Here is a 13,710-nt window from a genome sequence, read left to right as displayed (position 1 = left end):
ATGCAGATCATCAGCGGTTCGGGGCTGCGACCTGCCAGGGTGCCGGATGTGTCGGCGGCGGCAGTCTTTTATGAGCAGATGCCGCCGCCGTAAAGCCCGGCTCACTTAATCAGCTGTGGCAGATCCTTCAGGAACGCGGCCCGTGTCGCCAACCCCTTCGGCAAGTCGGTGCGTTTCGTATCGACGACGAGCCGGGCGAACACGATCTGGCGGCCGTCTTTCCCAGCCCAGCCGACAAACCATCCGAGCGAGCGCTTGTCCTTGCCGCCCGCGCCGACTCCGGTCGTGCCGGTCTTGCCCTGAACGGCCCAGTCCCCAGCCTTGAAGTTCGGCATGATGGCGCGTGTCATTTCATGCGCCCTGGCCGACACCGGCATTGTGCCGGCGAGCAGTTGCCGCAGGAAGGCAACCTGTTCGACTGGCGTGATCTTAAGCGAGGAGTTGACCCAGGAATGGGTGAGCCCGTCATCCTTGCTAGGATTGCCGGAAACGTCACCATTGCCATAGTTGAACTTCGATACGTAGCCGGCAAATTTCTGAGTTCCGAGCTTACGGGTGATCTCGCGCGAGAACCAGATGATGGAATCGCGTTCCCAGATCGTCGGATCGACGATTTTCTGGTCGCGTTTCACCGCGTTGAACTCAGGCTTGTAATCCCATGCCGGGGTATGTTCATCGGCAAGGATGCCTGCGTCGTAGCCGATCAGCGAAAGCGGCACCTTGAACGTGGAGGCCGGGCTGAAGCGCTGGTCGCAGATACCGTCCTGGTAAAGCGTCTTGCCGCTCTGGGCATCGGCGATCAGCGTGCACTGCACGTCCGCGAGCGGCGCGGACTGCGCGCGCATCGGAAATCCCAGCAGCCAGGCGAGCAGGAACAGGACACCAGCCATGATAAAGGGAAGACGATCGACATTGCGCATTTTCTGCTCGCTCCAGAAGGGGGTTCGCGAGCGGGCTTAGCGAGGTCTCTTGTCTCGATTTTGTCTCAAATGCGCAGTTGTTGTGCAGGCTTGCGTTAACCCTACCGGAGCGTAAACGGCGCGACGCGACCAGCCACCCTAGCCCTGCGCTCCGCCGCGCTTGCGACCAATCCGCCAGTACCGCCATGGCATGAACCAGACGTAGCGGGATGCCAGCGCCTGCGGCACGAGATCGACGCCGTGCGTGCCGAACGGACCGCAGCGCAGCACGCGGAACAACCCCATCCAGCCGCCGGCCCAAAGGCCATGGCGGGCGATCGCCTCATGCGCGTATTCCGAACAGGTCGGCAGATGGCGGCAGGAATTGCCGACAAAGCCGGACAGCGTCAGCTGGTAAAACCGCACGAGCGAGGTGCCGAGCAAGCGGCCCGGCGTCTTGCGCCAGGGGCCGGGCCAGTTGCGGCCGCGCCTCGACGCTCCGGCTGTATGCGCATGCCTGTGCTGGTCGCCCACTGCGATCTCCGCGTTTTCCAGCTGATAGATGTGCGCTTGCACCGGAGAACGCAATCCCGATCGCCGTGCGGTCACGGGCGGGAACGGCGAAATGGCCCTCGGTCGGCTGGCGGCGCCCAGCGGCCAGGATGAGACCATTCTTCGTGATGCCTTGTAGCGCGTCTTTCGTCGCGCCATTGGAACGTCGCGATCCGTATGACGTCGCCAAGGATCTCAAGCAACTGCATCATGGCGGCATCTCCTTGAAGACGATTAGACCGCCGCTGGCCTTCGCCTTCAAACGAGTATAATTTCCGTTTCGGATAATCTTGGGTTATGCGAAATGAAGCGTGGACGCTTGCCCCTGACGGCGTTGAGGAGCTTCGAGGCGGCGGGGCGGCATTTGAGCTTCAGCAACGCCGCCGAGGAGCTTTTCGTCTCGCAGGCGGCGATCAGCCGGCAGATTCGCGAACTCGAAACCTTCCTGCGCCAACCGCTTTTCGAACGGCACCATCGCCGCGTCGAACTGACGGATGCAGGCCGTCGGCTGCTTGCTCAACTGGTCAGAAGTTTCGACGACATCGACAAACTACTCTCGGAACTGGTCGCGGTTCCCGCGCAGGCCGTGGTTCGTGTCAGCGTCGAGCCGTCGATTGCATCCGTCTGGCTGGTACCCCGGCTCAACCGGTTTCGCCAGTTGCGGCCCGATATCGACGTCTCCCTCGAAGTGGACCCAAGGCTGATCGAGTTCCACAGCGACCAGCCCGAACTTGCCTTACGTTTCAGCTCGAACGCGACGTCATGGCCCCGCAGCGAAGCCGAGCGGCTGGCCTCGACAGTCGATTCGCCGGTTCTGTCGCCGGCGCTGCTTTCATCGGGCCCAGCCCTCGGGAAGCCGGCCGATCTTGCTCGCTTCACGCTTTTGCACGAGGAAAACCGCCAGGGTTGGACGCGCTGGTTCGAGGCGGCGGGCGTACCCGCCAACGCCATGCCCACGCGCGGGCCGATGCTTGCGGACGCCTCACTCTCCAAGCAGGCCGCGCTGCTCGGCCACGGCGTGGCGCTGGGCGATCTCCTGCAGATTGGAGAAGAATTGGAGACCGGAGCACTGGTCAAACCGTTCGACATCGATGTCGCATCCGGGGCCTATTGGCTGGTGGCCAGGAGTTTGCACAGTCTCTCCGAACCGGCTGCGGCCTTCGCCGACTGGCTAAGAAGCGAATTCATCGAAAGCAGGCGGGCGCTGAAAGCTCCGGCCTGAGCCGTGCGCTGGCCGGAGCCGGCTACTTTACCTTCTTGTATTTTCCGAGAAGTTTATCGAGGTCGTCGATGTCCACGGACGGATGTCCCGCCGCCGGGTCGACTGCTGGGTAGAATGTGACGACGATGTCGCGCCACAAATCATAGTCGGCGCCGTAGGACGCCAGCCCGGGAAACGGCGCGCAACGCGTGATCGCGCGAATGGCGGCTTCGGCAACCTTATGCCTTGCCGATGTCACGGGGCCGACGATTTTTGGCGGGCCGGCGAGCGATCCGTCCTTGTTCAGGCTGATCCGGACGCGTGCAGTACTTGTGGCATTTGCGGGCACGTTCCAGCAGGGCTGGACGGCCCTCATGAGATAGTCGCCGATATCGCGCTGGACTGCTGGTTCCGCCCCGCTTGAGCCACCGGCCGACACAAGTGAAGCGGCAAGAGTACCGGCGAACACCAAGCCATGGCATGAACGACCGCTCTGGCGGGATCCGCTCACCGTAAGGTCGAAGACCACTCTCAGGCCGCTTCGTCGGCGCGCTTCTTCTCGATCTGGCCGATGGCGTCGACCACGGCGTCGAAAGTCAGCATGGTCGACGCATGACGCGCCTTGTAGTCGCGCACCGGCTCCAGATAGCCGAGGTCGGCGAAGCGGCCTTCCGGCGGCGCGCCGTTCTCCTTCAGCATCTTCAGCATGGTCTCGCGCACCGCGCGCAATTCCTCGGCGCTGGCGCCGACGACATGTTGCGCCATGATCGAGGACGATGCCTGGCCGAGCGCGCAGGCCTTCACGTCGTGGGCGAAGTCGGTGACCACGCCGTCCTCCATCTTGAGGTCGACGGTAACGGTCGACCCGCACAGCTTGGAATGCGCCTTCGCGGTCGCGTCGGGATGATCGAGCCGGCCGATGCGGGCGATATTTCCGGCAAAACCGAGAATTTTCGCGTTGTAGACGTCGTTGATCATTATTTTCCAATCCGTCGCCGCCAAGCGAACAGCGATTGCCGTTGTTGCGTCTTTCATTCGCTCGGCACGACCATATATAATGCTGGCAGTCCGGTATCGACAAGGCGGCGAACGCCACTGTCCTTGCCGGGAAGTTCACGCCGCTTACGGGGCTGGAAACGGGGCGAGTTTCCGACACCGAAAGGTCGTGGTCCGTTCAACTCGTTCCTCCTCAGAGAGGAACTACGGGAGACGCCTTTTATGGATGCCGTCATCAAGAAACTAATGCCCCAGTCCGCCTATATGGAAAAGCCGGTCACCGACCGCCCGAGCGAGGCCGAAGTCGAGGCCGCCGTACGCACCTTGCTGCGCTGGACCGGCGACAATCCGGATCGCGAGGGTTTGATCGACACGCCCAAGCGCGTGACCAAGGCCTATCGCGAAATGTTCGGCGGCTACGACATGTGCCCGGCCGAGGAGCTTGGCCGTACTTTCGAGGAGGTCGCCGGCTACGACGACCTGGTCATCGTCAAGGACATCCAGTTCCATTCGCATTGCGAACATCACATGGTGCCGATCATCGGCAAGGCGCATGTCGGCTACCTGCCCGACGGCAAGGTCGTCGGCCTGTCCAAGATCGCGCGCGTCGTCGATATCTTTGCCCATCGGCTGCAGACGCAGGAAGCCCTGACCGCCCAGATTGCCGGCGTCATCCAGGATGTGCTCAACCCGCGCGGCGTTGCCGTCATGATCGAGGCGGAGCACATGTGCATGGCCATGCGCGGCATCCGCAAGCAAGGTTCCACCACGCTGACCTCCACCTTCACAGGCGTCTTCAAGGATACGCCCGAAGAGCAGGTTCGTTTTGTCACCATGGTGCGCGGCGGCAGGGCGTAAGCCCTTTGCCGACGTCGCGGTCAATAGGAAGATAGACCGGCAATGTCGGCACTGGAATTTCCGGAAGCTCCCTCGGACAAGAAAGCCTTGGAGGAAGGCGCGGTGTTTTCGCCGCGCTTCGATGCCGCCGGTCTTGTCACCGTCGTCGTCACCGATGCCGCCGACGGCATGCTGCTGATGGTCGCGCATATGAATGCACGGGCGCTGGCTCTGACGCTGGAAACAGGCATTGCCCATTACTGGTCGCGCTCGCGCAACACGCTCTGGAAGAAGGGCGAAACCTCGGGCAATTTCCAGCATGTTGTCGAGATGCTCACGGATTGTGACCAGGATGCGGTGTGGCTTCGCGTGAAAGTGTTGGGCCACGACGCAACCTGTCACACCGGCCGGCGTTCTTGCTTTTATCGGACGGTGGGGCTGATCGACGGCAAGGGGACGCTTGCCGACGACGGCAGCAAGCCGCTGTTCGATGCGGAAAACACGTATCGGAAGCCATCAGCTTGAACCTTCTGCCTGACACCGACCACATAGATTCATCATTTCGATACGGCCCGTCCGTATACTAGCCTGGGACAAGGGAGATCATGATGCTCGAATGGGCGTCATTGCGTAACAGACCAGATGTCAGGGAGGCCAACGGCCTGTCCTCGGCAGGCGGCGCATCCGAAACAACCTCCCCCAAGAAAACAGGTATTTCGCTCGCGCTCGGTGGCGGTTGCGCCAGAGGCTGGGCTCATATCGGCGTGCTGCGCGCGCTCGATGAAGCCGGCATCGAAGTCTCGATGATCGCTGGCACCTCGATCGGCGCCCTCGTCGGAGGCTGTTATCTCGCCGGCAAACTGGATGAGCTGGAAGAGTTCGCCCGCAGCCTCACCAGACGACGTATCTTCGGCCTGCTCGATCTCAACCTGCGCGGCAGCGGCCTCTTCGGCGGCATGAAGCTGGACGCGCGCCTGCGCGAGCACGTGGCCGGCATCCGCTTCGACGATCTGCCCAAGCCATTTGTCTGCGTCGCGTCGGAAATCCGTACCGGCCACGAGATCTGGCTGTCTAGCGGTTCGCTGATCACAGCCATGCGCGCGTCCTACGCGCTGCCTGGCGTGTTCGAACCGGTCGATTGCAACGGCCGCGTGCTGGTCGACGGAGCGCTGGTCAACCCGGTGCCTGTTTCGGTCTGCCGCGCCTACGAGCAGCCGCTCGTCGTGGCGGTCAACCTCCACTACGACCTGTTCGGCCGCGCCGCCGTGATCAAGCACAGCGCCGGCGAGCTGGTTATCGAAAAGGATGCGCCAAGGCCCGGCCAGGTCGACGCCCAACACCAATCGCACCAGACGCGTTTGGGCATCACCGGCGTGATGGTCGAAGCCTTCAACATCATCCAGGACCGTATTTCGCGGGCGAGACTTGCCGGCGATCCGCCCGACATGTCGCTGCAACCCAAGCTCAGCCATATCGGCCTCACCGAATTTCACCGGGCCGACGAGGCGATCCAGCTCGGCTACCAGGCGACGATGGCGCAGATCGGCGAACTGACGCGGCTGCAGACGGTTCTCGCCTAGACCATTTCCTCAAGTTGTATTGGCCTCAGGACAACTGATTGCAAAACGCAATTGGTTATGGTGATCTGCGTCAATCCAGGCGGAGGTGCCGATGGCCAGGATTGTCTATTCCATGCTGACGTCGTTGGACGGCTATATCGCCCGATCGAACGAGGACATCGGCTTGCCAGTGCCCGAGGCGGAACTGCACCAGCATTTCAACGACATGATGAGACAGGCCTCCGCCGTGCTCGCCGGACGGCGCATGTACGAAACCATGCGCTTCTGGGACAGCCCTGAACGCGAGACCGGCGCCACCGAGGTCGAGCGGGATTTTGCCCATGCATGGCGCGAAACGCCGAAGATCGTCTTCTCGACCACGCTTCGGCAAGTCGGGCTCAATGCCCGGCTGGTGGATGGCGATGCGGAGGATGCGGTACGATCTCTCAAGGCGCAGGCCGATGGCCTCGTCATCCTTGGCGGCGCCGATCTTGCCGCCTCTCTGGCACGAGCCGGCCTCATCGACGAATACCGGCTCTATATGCATCCCGTGGTGCTGGGTGGCGGCAAGCCATATTTTCAATCCGGCCTGTCGCTGGCGCTGACCCCGCTCGGCACGCAAAGTCTCCCCCAGGGCGTGACGTTGCTGCGTTATGCGCCGGCCGGCTGAATTGCGCGGGTTTCCGGCGCGCCCTACGCCCGCGCGGCGTCGATGATGCGAAACTGCACCGTACGGTTGCCGTTCCAGTAATTGCCCGACAGCGAGCCGGCGACATGCACCGTCTTGCCGCGGTTCTTGGAAAGGAACTCGCCAAGCACCGTATCGACGGCGCGAAAGGCGATCGCCTGGATGCGGCCGCCGCTCTCCGACTGTAAATCGGCGCGAATATGGTTGGTGCCGACCGGCCTGATGTCGGCCAGCCGATGGCGCGGCAGCACGAAAACAGGCGCGACATGCCCGGCACCGAAGGGCCCCGCCTTTTCCAACGCATCGAGCAGGCCGAGCGTCGCGCCTTCGGCGGCAAGCGCGCCGTCTATCGCCAGGCTTTCCTCATCCTGCAACCTGAAAACGTCGGCGGCTGCCCGCTCCTCGAAGAAGGCCCTGAGCTCACCCAGTCTTGCCCGCTCGACGGTGATGCCCGCAGCCATGCCATGGCCGCCGCCCTTGACGATGAGCCCGGCATTGGCGGCTTCGCGCACCAGCCGGCCAAGGTCGAAACCCGACACCGAACGGCCCGAGCCCGTGCCGGTGCCGTTGGCGTTGAAGGCGATGGCAAAGGCCGGCCGCCGTGCGTGATCCTTCAGTCGTGAGGCAAGCAGGCCTACGATGCCGGGGTGCCAGCTGTTGCTGGCGGTGACGACGATCGCCGGGCCGCTGCCGCCCGCGAGCTCGGCATCGGCTTCGGCGCGCGCGGCGGCGAGCATCTCCTGCTCCATCAGCTGCCGCTCCTGGTTCAGCCGGTCTAGCGTCTCTGCGATGGTCTGCGCCTCGACGGGATCGTCCGTTGCAAGCAGCCGGCTGCCGAGTGCCGCATCGCCAATGCGCCCGCCCGCATTGATGCGCGGACCGATCAGATAGGCGAGATGGAAGGTGCTGATCGGCTCGCCAACGCGCGACACTCGTGCCAGCGCGGCCATGCCTTCATTCTTCTGCTGTCGCGCCACTTGCAAACCCTTGACGACGAAGGCGCGATTGACGCCCGTGAGCGGCACCACGTCGCAGACGGTGGCAAGCGCCACGAGATCGAGCAGGGAAAGCAGGTCGGGCGGCGTGACATCGCTCAGGCCACGCAGCACCTTTGCGGTCTGGACCAAGGCGAGGAACACGACACCGGCGGCACAGAGATGGCCCTGTCCGGAAAGGTCGTCGTCGCGGTTTGGATTGACGACGGCAATGGCCGCAGGCAAGACGCCGCCGACCTGGTGGTGGTCGAGCACCACGACATCGGCGCCGGCGGCATTGGCCGCGTCGATCGAAACGGCGCTGTTGGTGCCGCAATCGACTGTGACGATCAGCGTCGCGCCGCGCGATACCAGTTCGCGCATGGCATCGGGATTGGGACCGTAGCCCTCGAAAATACGATCCGGGATATAGATTTCGGACGGCACCGAGAAATGCGTGAGAAACCGCTTCAGCAAGGCCGACGAGGCCGCGCCATCTACGTCATAATCGCCGAAGATCGCAATTTTCTCCCGCGCCATGACGGCGGCGGCGATGCGGATAGCGGCCTTGTCCATATCGGTCAGCGAGGCCGGGTTCGGCAACAGGTCGCGGATCGTCGGGTCCAGAAACCGCTCGGTCTCATCGGCGGCCACGCCGCGTCCGGCAAGAACGCGCGCGACGATGTCGGGCACGCCATGACCCTGTGCGATGGCGAGCGCGATCATGTCCTGCCGTTCGGTCAGCCGGTGCTCCCAGGAGAGACCGGTTGCCGACTGCCTGACATCGAGGAAGAGGCGCCTTTCGCCCATCATGCGCTTTGCCAACTCATGGTCGGCGGCAGGATAAGCCAAAGGCCGCGGGAGACTTCAAGAAAAACTACGCTTTCCGCCTTTCAGCCGTGCACCCACCGTTCGCTGGCCGCCCGAGACATCAGAGGCCGCATGCCGATCGGGCGGTGTCATCGTTAAACCCTTGCCGCCATCGGAGGCAGCCAGATGGCTAACAACTGCGGCCCGGCTTCGCAAGCGGGTCTAGAACTTATCCATATCCTGGTGCCTGGCCTTGATCTCGCGCACGGTCCGCGATGACGATCGCAGCACGATCGTGTGGGTGGTGATGTATGTGCGGCCGAACTTGACGCCAGCCAGCATGTTGCCATCGGTGACACCGGTGGCCGCAAACAGCACGTCGCCGCGCGCCATGTCTTCCGCTTGATAGATCCGCTTCGGATTGGAAATGCCCATCTTTGCGGCACGTGCGACCTTTTCCGGCGTATCGAGGATCAGCCTGCCTTGCATCTGGCCGCCGGTGCAGCGCAACGCTGCCGCGGCCAGCACGCCTTCCGGCGCGCCCCCGGTGCCGAGATAGATATCGATGCCGGTTTCTTCCGCGTCCGTGGTGTGGATGACGCCGGCGACGTCGCCGTCGCCGATCAGCCGGATCGCGGCGCCCGTGGCGCGCACGGCATCGATCAGCTTGGCGTGGCGCGGACGGTCGAGAATGCAGGCCGTGATGTCGGACACAGCAACGCCCTTCGCTCGCGCAAGGCTGGCGACGTTTTCGGCCGGCGAGGCGTCGATATCGATGACCCCGTCGGCGTAACCGGGACCGACCGCGATCTTGTCCATGTAGACGTCGGGCGCGAACAGCAGGCTGCCCTTCTCGGCGATCGCGATCACGGCGAGCGCGTTCGGCAGGTTCTTGGCGCAGATCGTCGTACCTTCGAGCGGATCAAGCGCGATATCGACCGCGGGCCCTTTGCCGGTCCCGACCTCCTCGCCGATATAGAGCATCGGCGCCTCGTCCCGCTCGCCCTCGCCGATCACCACCGTGCCCTTGATCGCGAGGCGGTTGAGCTCCTCACGCATGGCATCGACGGCGACCTGGTCGGCAGCCTTTTCGTCGCCGCGGCCGCGCAGCCTGGCGGCCGCGACCGCGGCCCGTTCGGTGACGCGCACCAGTTCCATGGTGAGTATCCGGTCAAGGCCGGCGACGATGTTCTGGGCCACATTCATTCGGCAAATCCTCGTTTGATGCCGCCTCCCGCCAGAGGCGTGCTTGTTTTGTCAAACGACCATGACAACGGCAAGACCTGCCGGATGGTTTATCGAAAGGATAGCAATATCAATCGATTGAACCGAATTTTTGAAAACAATGCCGGCCCGGTTTGAGATGAACCGAGCCGGCACGAAACAGAAATTGCCGTCTTCGTGGTCCTAGAAAACCGCGAGGTATTTGAGCAGCGAAATAATGCCGATGATGATGACGATGACCTGGACGATCTGCCTCATCCTGGCATCAAGCGGCAGCCGCTGCACCAGGTAGAGAACGAGAATGATGACGAGAAATGTGATCAGGATGCCGATTAACACGGACGAAGCCATAGTGCCCTCCTTAAATGACTTGCTGAAACGGAGAAATGAGCCGGCATTGCCGGCTCAATATCGGCGCGGTCAATACCAGCGGCGCGAGGTGTCGTTCATCGACTGGCCGACGGCAATCCCGGCCAGAAACCCGAGCAGGCCGATCACGCCAACCACGGCGGTCGTCGTGCCCGGATTTTCACGCGCGACTTCCGAAACGGACTGGGCCTGGCTGCGCAACTGCTGCGCTGTCCGCGAGGCGCGGGAAGCGGCAGTATCGTAGAAATCCGATGCTTGCTCACTGGCATCATCGAGCATTTCCGCGCTGCGCTGCGAAATGCTCTTGTTGATCTTGGTGATCTCCTTGCGCAGGTCGGCGATCTGCTTTTCCAGCGTCTTCTGGATGTCGCCGATGTCAGGGGCGTCGGATTTGTTGGTATCGGCCATGAAGCGGCTCCCTTGGTTGCTGACCAAGAGAACGGTACCGACGCCAATTCGTTCCGGCGGCAGCGGGACGTCCTCACCGAACCGAGATACACCGCCGGTGGTTATGCCCACGGCAACGAGGCTGCCTGCTACCCTGCCCGCTCGATGCGGATGACCTGTGGCTTGTCGGTCAGATGGCCGTCCTTGGTAATGCCGTCGACAGCCTTGCGCACGGCGGCCTCGGTAGTCTCGTGGGTGACGAGGATCACCGTCTTCTGCGCCGCCGCCTCGCCGCTGACCGCATGCTGGACGATCGATTCCAGCGAAATATCGTTGTCGGCCATGCGCTTGGCGATCGCCGCGAACACGCCGATGCGGTCGTGCACGGTCAGCCGGATGAAGTAGCCGCCGGCATGGCTGCGCATCTGCGCCTTCTTATACGGTCTCAGCTCCTTCGCCGGCCGGCCGAAGACGGGACCATGCTGGAAGCCGGGCCGGCTCTTGGCGATGTCGGCGATGTCGCCGATGACCGCCGAGGCGGTGGCATTGCCGCCGGCGCCGGGGCCCGAGAGCAGCAACTCGCCCAGGATATCGGTCTCGATCGCCACCGCGTTGGTGACACCATGCACCTGCGCGATGACCGAAGCAGTCGGCACCATGGTTGGGTGCACACGCTGCTCGATGCCGCTTTCGGTGCGCTGGGCGACACCGAGCAGCTTGATCCGGTAGCCGAGATCGCCGGCGGCACGGATGTCGGCCTGGGTAATGTTAGAAATGCCTTCCATGTAGATGTCGTTGGCGGCGATTTTGGTGCCGAAGGCAAGGCTGGTCAGGATCGACAGCTTGTGCGCCGTGTCATGGCCCTCGATGTCGAAGGTCGGGTCGGCTTCGGCATAACCCAGCCGCTGCGCGTCCTTCAGCACGACGTCGAAGGAGACGCCCTCGGCCTCCATGCGGGTCAGGATATAGTTGCAGGTGCCGTTGAGGATGCCGAAGACACGAGTGACGGAATTGCCGGCCATCGCCTCGCGCATCGTCTTGATGACCGGGATGCCGCCTGCCACCGCGGCCTCGTAATTGAGCAGCACGCCCTTCTTTTCAGCGATTTCGGCAAGCGCCACGCCATGCTTGGCAAGCAGCGCCTTGTTGGCGGTGACGACATGGCGGCCGGCTTCGAGCGCGGCCTTCACCGAGGCGCGCGCCGGCCCCTCATCGCCGCCGATCAGCTCGACGAACACGTCGATCTCGGCGGTCTGCGCCATCTTGACCGGATCGTCGAACCAATTCGCGGAGCTCAGATCGATGCCACGCTCGCGTTTCCGGTCGCGTGCGGAAATCGCCGACACGATGATGTCGCGCCCGCATTGGCGGGTCAGTTCCGCCGCCTTGTCGCGCAACACGCGCGCCACCGATGCACCGACCGTGCCAAGTCCAGCAATTCCAACACGCAGTGCTTCAGCCATGGAAGGCGACGCCCCTCAAATAAGATCGAATTTGTATTTACCGGTGGGCGGACAGCGGCACCACATTGTTGGGCTGCTTGGCGCTGGCCGACAGGAAGCGCTTGATGTTGCGCGCCGCCTGGCGGATCCGGTGTTCGTTCTCGACCAGCGCTACGCGCACGAAATCGTCGCCATGCTCGCCGAAGCCGACACCGGGCGCCACCGCCACATCGGCGTGCTCGATGAGCAGCTTGGAGAATTCGAGCGAGCCCAGATGACGGAACGGCTCAGGGATCGGCGCCCAGGCGAACATCGAGGCCGCGGGGGCCGGAATGGTCCATCCCGCGCGGCCGAACGCATCGACCATCACGTCGCGGCGTTTGTGATAGATGTCGCGCACCTCGGCGATATCGGCGCCGTCGCCATTGAGCGCGTGCGCCGCCGCCACCTGGATCGGCGTGAAGGCACCGTAGTCGAGATAGGATTTGACCCGGGTCAGCGCCGAGATCAGCCGTTCGTTTCCGACGGCGAAGCCCATGCGCCAGCCGGGCATGGAGAAGGTCTTCGACATCGAGGTGAACTCGACGCAGACGTCGATGGCGCCCGGCACCTGCAGCACGGAAGGCGGCGGATTGCCGTCGAAGTAGATTTCCGAATAGGCGAGGTCGGACAGGATGATGATGTCGTTCTTCTTGGCGAAGGCCACCACGTCCTTGTAGAAATCGAGCGAGGCGACCAGTGCCGTCGGGTTCGATGGATAGTTGAGGATCAGCGCCAGCGGCTTCGGGATCGAATGGCGGACGCCGCGCTCGAGCGCCGGAATGAAGCCGTCATCGGGCTCGACTTGCAGCGAGCGGATGACCCCGCCCGACATGATGAAGCCGAAGGCATGGATCGGATAGGTCGGGTTGGGGCACAGGATCACGTCGCCGGGCGCGGTGATCGCCTGCGCCATGTTGGCGAAGCCTTCCTTCGAACCGAGCGTGGCCACCACCTGGGTGTCGGGGTTGAGCTTCACGCCGAAGCGGCGGGCATAGTAGTTTGCCTGGGCGCGGCGCAAACCGGGAATCCCGCGCGACGAGGAATAGCGGTGCGTGCGCGGATCGCGCACGACCTCGCACAATTTGTCGACGATGGCCTTGGGCGTCGGCAGGTCCGGGTTGCCCATGCCGAGGTCGACGATGTCGGCGCCCCGCGAACGGGCGCTCGCCTTGAGCCGGTTGACCTGCTCGAACACGTAAGGCGGAAGCCGGCGGACCTTGTGAAATTCTTCCATGGCAGTTCCAGACAGCAAGGGAGCGTTGGGCGCGCGCTATATACTCATTTGCAGGTAGGGTCGAGGGCGGGGTCGCATTTGCCTTCGATCTGCTTCAGGGTCTGCGGACCATGTTTCTTGGCGAGATCGGTCAGCGCCGCCTGGTTGGTGACGGCCGCGCCGCCGCCCTTGGCGCCCTGCCCGTTCTCGTCGGCCTTCAACTGGGCGAGCTTGGCTTTCTTCTCGGCCTCGGTGAATTGTTTCGCCGCCACCTGCGGCGGGATGTTGAGGTTCGGAAAGGTGCCGGTGTCCTTCGGGCCCGCGTCGGTGGCCATCGGCACCGGACCGCTGGTATTCGTGCTCGAGCATCCGGCAACGGCCAGGAGCATGAGGGCCGCGCTGATGCGGCAAAAGTGGCCGGCACCGAAAAAAACAGTCTCGCCAAACTTAATCGTCATATTGTTTCCTTGGCAGCCGGGGTAGAGCGAGATTGGACCCTGTCGGATGTCCCATGTTA

The 13,710-nt window shown here is 63.3% G+C and carries 16 protein-coding genes; 5 read left to right on the top strand and 11 right to left on the bottom strand.

The features are described 5' to 3' along the window. Positions 1–101 precede the first annotated feature (101 nt). Positions 102–920, bottom strand: a complete 819-nt coding sequence (blaOXA, locus tag FJ954_RS09300; RefSeq protein WP_140661153.1) for a class D beta-lactamase — start codon at positions 918–920, stop codon at positions 102–104. Positions 921–1,058: 138 nt separating this feature from the next. Next, a complete protein-coding gene (yidD, locus tag FJ954_RS09295) occupies positions 1,059–1,433 on the bottom strand; it encodes a membrane protein insertion efficiency factor YidD (RefSeq protein WP_140616127.1) in 375 nt (124 codons plus the stop codon). 322 nt (positions 1,434–1,755) lie between these two features. Here yidD and FJ954_RS09290 point away from each other — a divergent pair, with 322 nt between their 5' ends. Further along, positions 1,756–2,673: a LysR substrate-binding domain-containing protein gene (locus FJ954_RS09290; protein ID WP_140661152.1), complete on the top strand. Its 918-nt coding sequence runs from the start codon at positions 1,756–1,758 to the stop codon at positions 2,671–2,673. Between the two features lie 22 nt (positions 2,674–2,695). Here FJ954_RS09290 and FJ954_RS09285 read toward each other — a convergent pair whose 3' ends face one another. Both FJ954_RS09285 and FJ954_RS09280 read right to left on the bottom strand, forming a co-directional pair. Next, positions 2,696–3,181 carry a cell envelope integrity protein TolA gene (locus FJ954_RS09285; protein WP_140661151.1) on the bottom strand — a complete coding sequence of 162 codons (486 nt, stop codon included), beginning with the start codon at positions 3,179–3,181 and terminating at the stop codon, positions 2,696–2,698. A 2-nt stretch (positions 3,182–3,183) separates the two neighbouring features. Further along, the gene (locus tag FJ954_RS09280) at positions 3,184–3,630 is read right to left on the bottom strand and encodes an iron-sulfur cluster assembly scaffold protein (RefSeq protein WP_015317578.1); all 447 of its coding nucleotides are present in this window, start codon (positions 3,628–3,630) and stop codon (positions 3,184–3,186) included. Positions 3,631–3,870: 240 nt separating this feature from the next. On the opposite strand from FJ954_RS09280, the gene folE reads away from it, so the two are divergent. The 4 genes from folE to FJ954_RS09260 all read left to right on the top strand — a co-directional run bounded on the left by folE (position 3,871) and on the right by FJ954_RS09260 (position 6,714). Further along, positions 3,871–4,506 carry a GTP cyclohydrolase I FolE gene (gene folE / locus FJ954_RS09275; RefSeq protein WP_015317577.1) on the top strand — a complete coding sequence of 212 codons (636 nt, stop codon included), beginning with the start codon at positions 3,871–3,873 and terminating at the stop codon, positions 4,504–4,506. Between the two features lie 42 nt (positions 4,507–4,548). After that, positions 4,549–5,010, top strand: coding sequence for a phosphoribosyl-AMP cyclohydrolase (hisI, locus tag FJ954_RS09270; protein WP_015317576.1), 462 nt, complete (start codon positions 4,549–4,551; stop codon positions 5,008–5,010). 83 nt (positions 5,011–5,093) lie between these two features. Next, on the top strand, positions 5,094–6,065 hold the full coding sequence (locus FJ954_RS09265; protein WP_015317575.1) for a patatin family protein: 972 nt from the start codon (positions 5,094–5,096) through the stop codon (positions 6,063–6,065). A 91-nt stretch (positions 6,066–6,156) separates the two neighbouring features. Beyond that, the gene (locus tag FJ954_RS09260; RefSeq protein ID WP_140661150.1) at positions 6,157–6,714 is read left to right on the top strand and encodes a dihydrofolate reductase family protein; all 558 of its coding nucleotides are present in this window, start codon (positions 6,157–6,159) and stop codon (positions 6,712–6,714) included. 23 nt (positions 6,715–6,737) lie between these two features. On the opposite strand, the gene recJ is transcribed toward FJ954_RS09260, so the two are convergent. The 7 genes from recJ to FJ954_RS09225 all read right to left on the bottom strand — a co-directional run bounded on the left by recJ (position 6,738) and on the right by FJ954_RS09225 (position 13,651). Further along, positions 6,738–8,519: a single-stranded-DNA-specific exonuclease RecJ gene (gene recJ, locus FJ954_RS09255; protein ID WP_015317573.1), complete on the bottom strand. Its 1,782-nt coding sequence runs from the start codon at positions 8,517–8,519 to the stop codon at positions 6,738–6,740. 219 nt (positions 8,520–8,738) lie between these two features. Continuing rightward, positions 8,739–9,722: a class II fructose-bisphosphatase gene (gene glpX / locus FJ954_RS09250; protein WP_015317572.1), complete on the bottom strand. Its 984-nt coding sequence runs from the start codon at positions 9,720–9,722 to the stop codon at positions 8,739–8,741. Between the two features lie 201 nt (positions 9,723–9,923). Further along, a complete protein-coding gene (locus FJ954_RS09245) occupies positions 9,924–10,091 on the bottom strand; it encodes a Thivi_2564 family membrane protein (protein ID WP_015317571.1) in 168 nt (55 codons plus the stop codon). A 69-nt stretch (positions 10,092–10,160) separates the two neighbouring features. Then, positions 10,161–10,517 carry a hypothetical protein gene (locus FJ954_RS09240; RefSeq protein WP_015317570.1) on the bottom strand — a complete coding sequence of 119 codons (357 nt, stop codon included), beginning with the start codon at positions 10,515–10,517 and terminating at the stop codon, positions 10,161–10,163. A 128-nt stretch (positions 10,518–10,645) separates the two neighbouring features. Beyond that, positions 10,646–11,959, bottom strand: a complete 1,314-nt coding sequence (locus FJ954_RS09235) for a homoserine dehydrogenase (RefSeq protein ID WP_140661149.1) — start codon at positions 11,957–11,959, stop codon at positions 10,646–10,648. A gap of 37 nt (positions 11,960–11,996) precedes the next feature. Next, positions 11,997–13,214: an LL-diaminopimelate aminotransferase gene (locus FJ954_RS09230; RefSeq protein WP_015317568.1), complete on the bottom strand. Its 1,218-nt coding sequence runs from the start codon at positions 13,212–13,214 to the stop codon at positions 11,997–11,999. 44 nt (positions 13,215–13,258) lie between these two features. Further along, the gene (locus tag FJ954_RS09225; RefSeq protein ID WP_015317567.1) at positions 13,259–13,651 is read right to left on the bottom strand and encodes a hypothetical protein; all 393 of its coding nucleotides are present in this window, start codon (positions 13,649–13,651) and stop codon (positions 13,259–13,261) included. Between the last annotated feature and the right edge of the window lie 59 nt (positions 13,652–13,710).

It is taken from the genome of Mesorhizobium sp. B2-3-15 (assembly GCF_006442875.1).
Classification (GTDB): Bacteria; Pseudomonadota; Alphaproteobacteria; order Rhizobiales; family Rhizobiaceae; genus Mesorhizobium; species Mesorhizobium australicum.
Note: the sequence above shows the minus strand (reverse complement) of the source record. Positions and strands in the feature narration are given on the sequence as shown.

Bases quoted from the DNA above. Each gene is read 5' to 3' on its own strand.
- blaOXA (WP_140661153.1), bottom strand. From the start codon at position 920: ATGCGCAATGTCGATCGTCTTCCCTTTATCATGGCTGGTGTCCTGTTC.
- FJ954_RS09290 (WP_140661152.1), top strand. From the start codon at position 1,756: ATGAAGCGTGGACGCTTGCCCCTGACGGCGTTGAGGAGCTTCGAGGCG.
- FJ954_RS09280 (WP_015317578.1), bottom strand. From the start codon at position 3,630: ATGATCAACGACGTCTACAACGCGAAAATTCTCGGTTTTGCCGGAAAT.
- folE (WP_015317577.1), top strand. From the start codon at position 3,871: ATGGATGCCGTCATCAAGAAACTAATGCCCCAGTCCGCCTATATGGAA.
- hisI (WP_015317576.1), top strand. From the start codon at position 4,549: ATGTCGGCACTGGAATTTCCGGAAGCTCCCTCGGACAAGAAAGCCTTG.
- FJ954_RS09265 (WP_015317575.1), top strand. From the start codon at position 5,094: ATGCTCGAATGGGCGTCATTGCGTAACAGACCAGATGTCAGGGAGGCC.
- FJ954_RS09260 (WP_140661150.1), top strand. From the start codon at position 6,157: ATGGCCAGGATTGTCTATTCCATGCTGACGTCGTTGGACGGCTATATC.
- recJ (WP_015317573.1), bottom strand. From the start codon at position 8,519: ATGATGGGCGAAAGGCGCCTCTTCCTCGATGTCAGGCAGTCGGCAACC.
- glpX (WP_015317572.1), bottom strand. From the start codon at position 9,722: ATGAATGTGGCCCAGAACATCGTCGCCGGCCTTGACCGGATACTCACC.
- FJ954_RS09245 (WP_015317571.1), bottom strand. From the start codon at position 10,091: ATGGCTTCGTCCGTGTTAATCGGCATCCTGATCACATTTCTCGTCATC.
- FJ954_RS09240 (WP_015317570.1), bottom strand. From the start codon at position 10,517: ATGGCCGATACCAACAAATCCGACGCCCCTGACATCGGCGACATCCAG.
- FJ954_RS09235 (WP_140661149.1), bottom strand. From the start codon at position 11,959: ATGGCTGAAGCACTGCGTGTTGGAATTGCTGGACTTGGCACGGTCGGT.
- FJ954_RS09230 (WP_015317568.1), bottom strand. From the start codon at position 13,214: ATGGAAGAATTTCACAAGGTCCGCCGGCTTCCGCCTTACGTGTTCGAG.
- FJ954_RS09225 (WP_015317567.1), bottom strand. From the start codon at position 13,651: ATGACGATTAAGTTTGGCGAGACTGTTTTTTTCGGTGCCGGCCACTTT.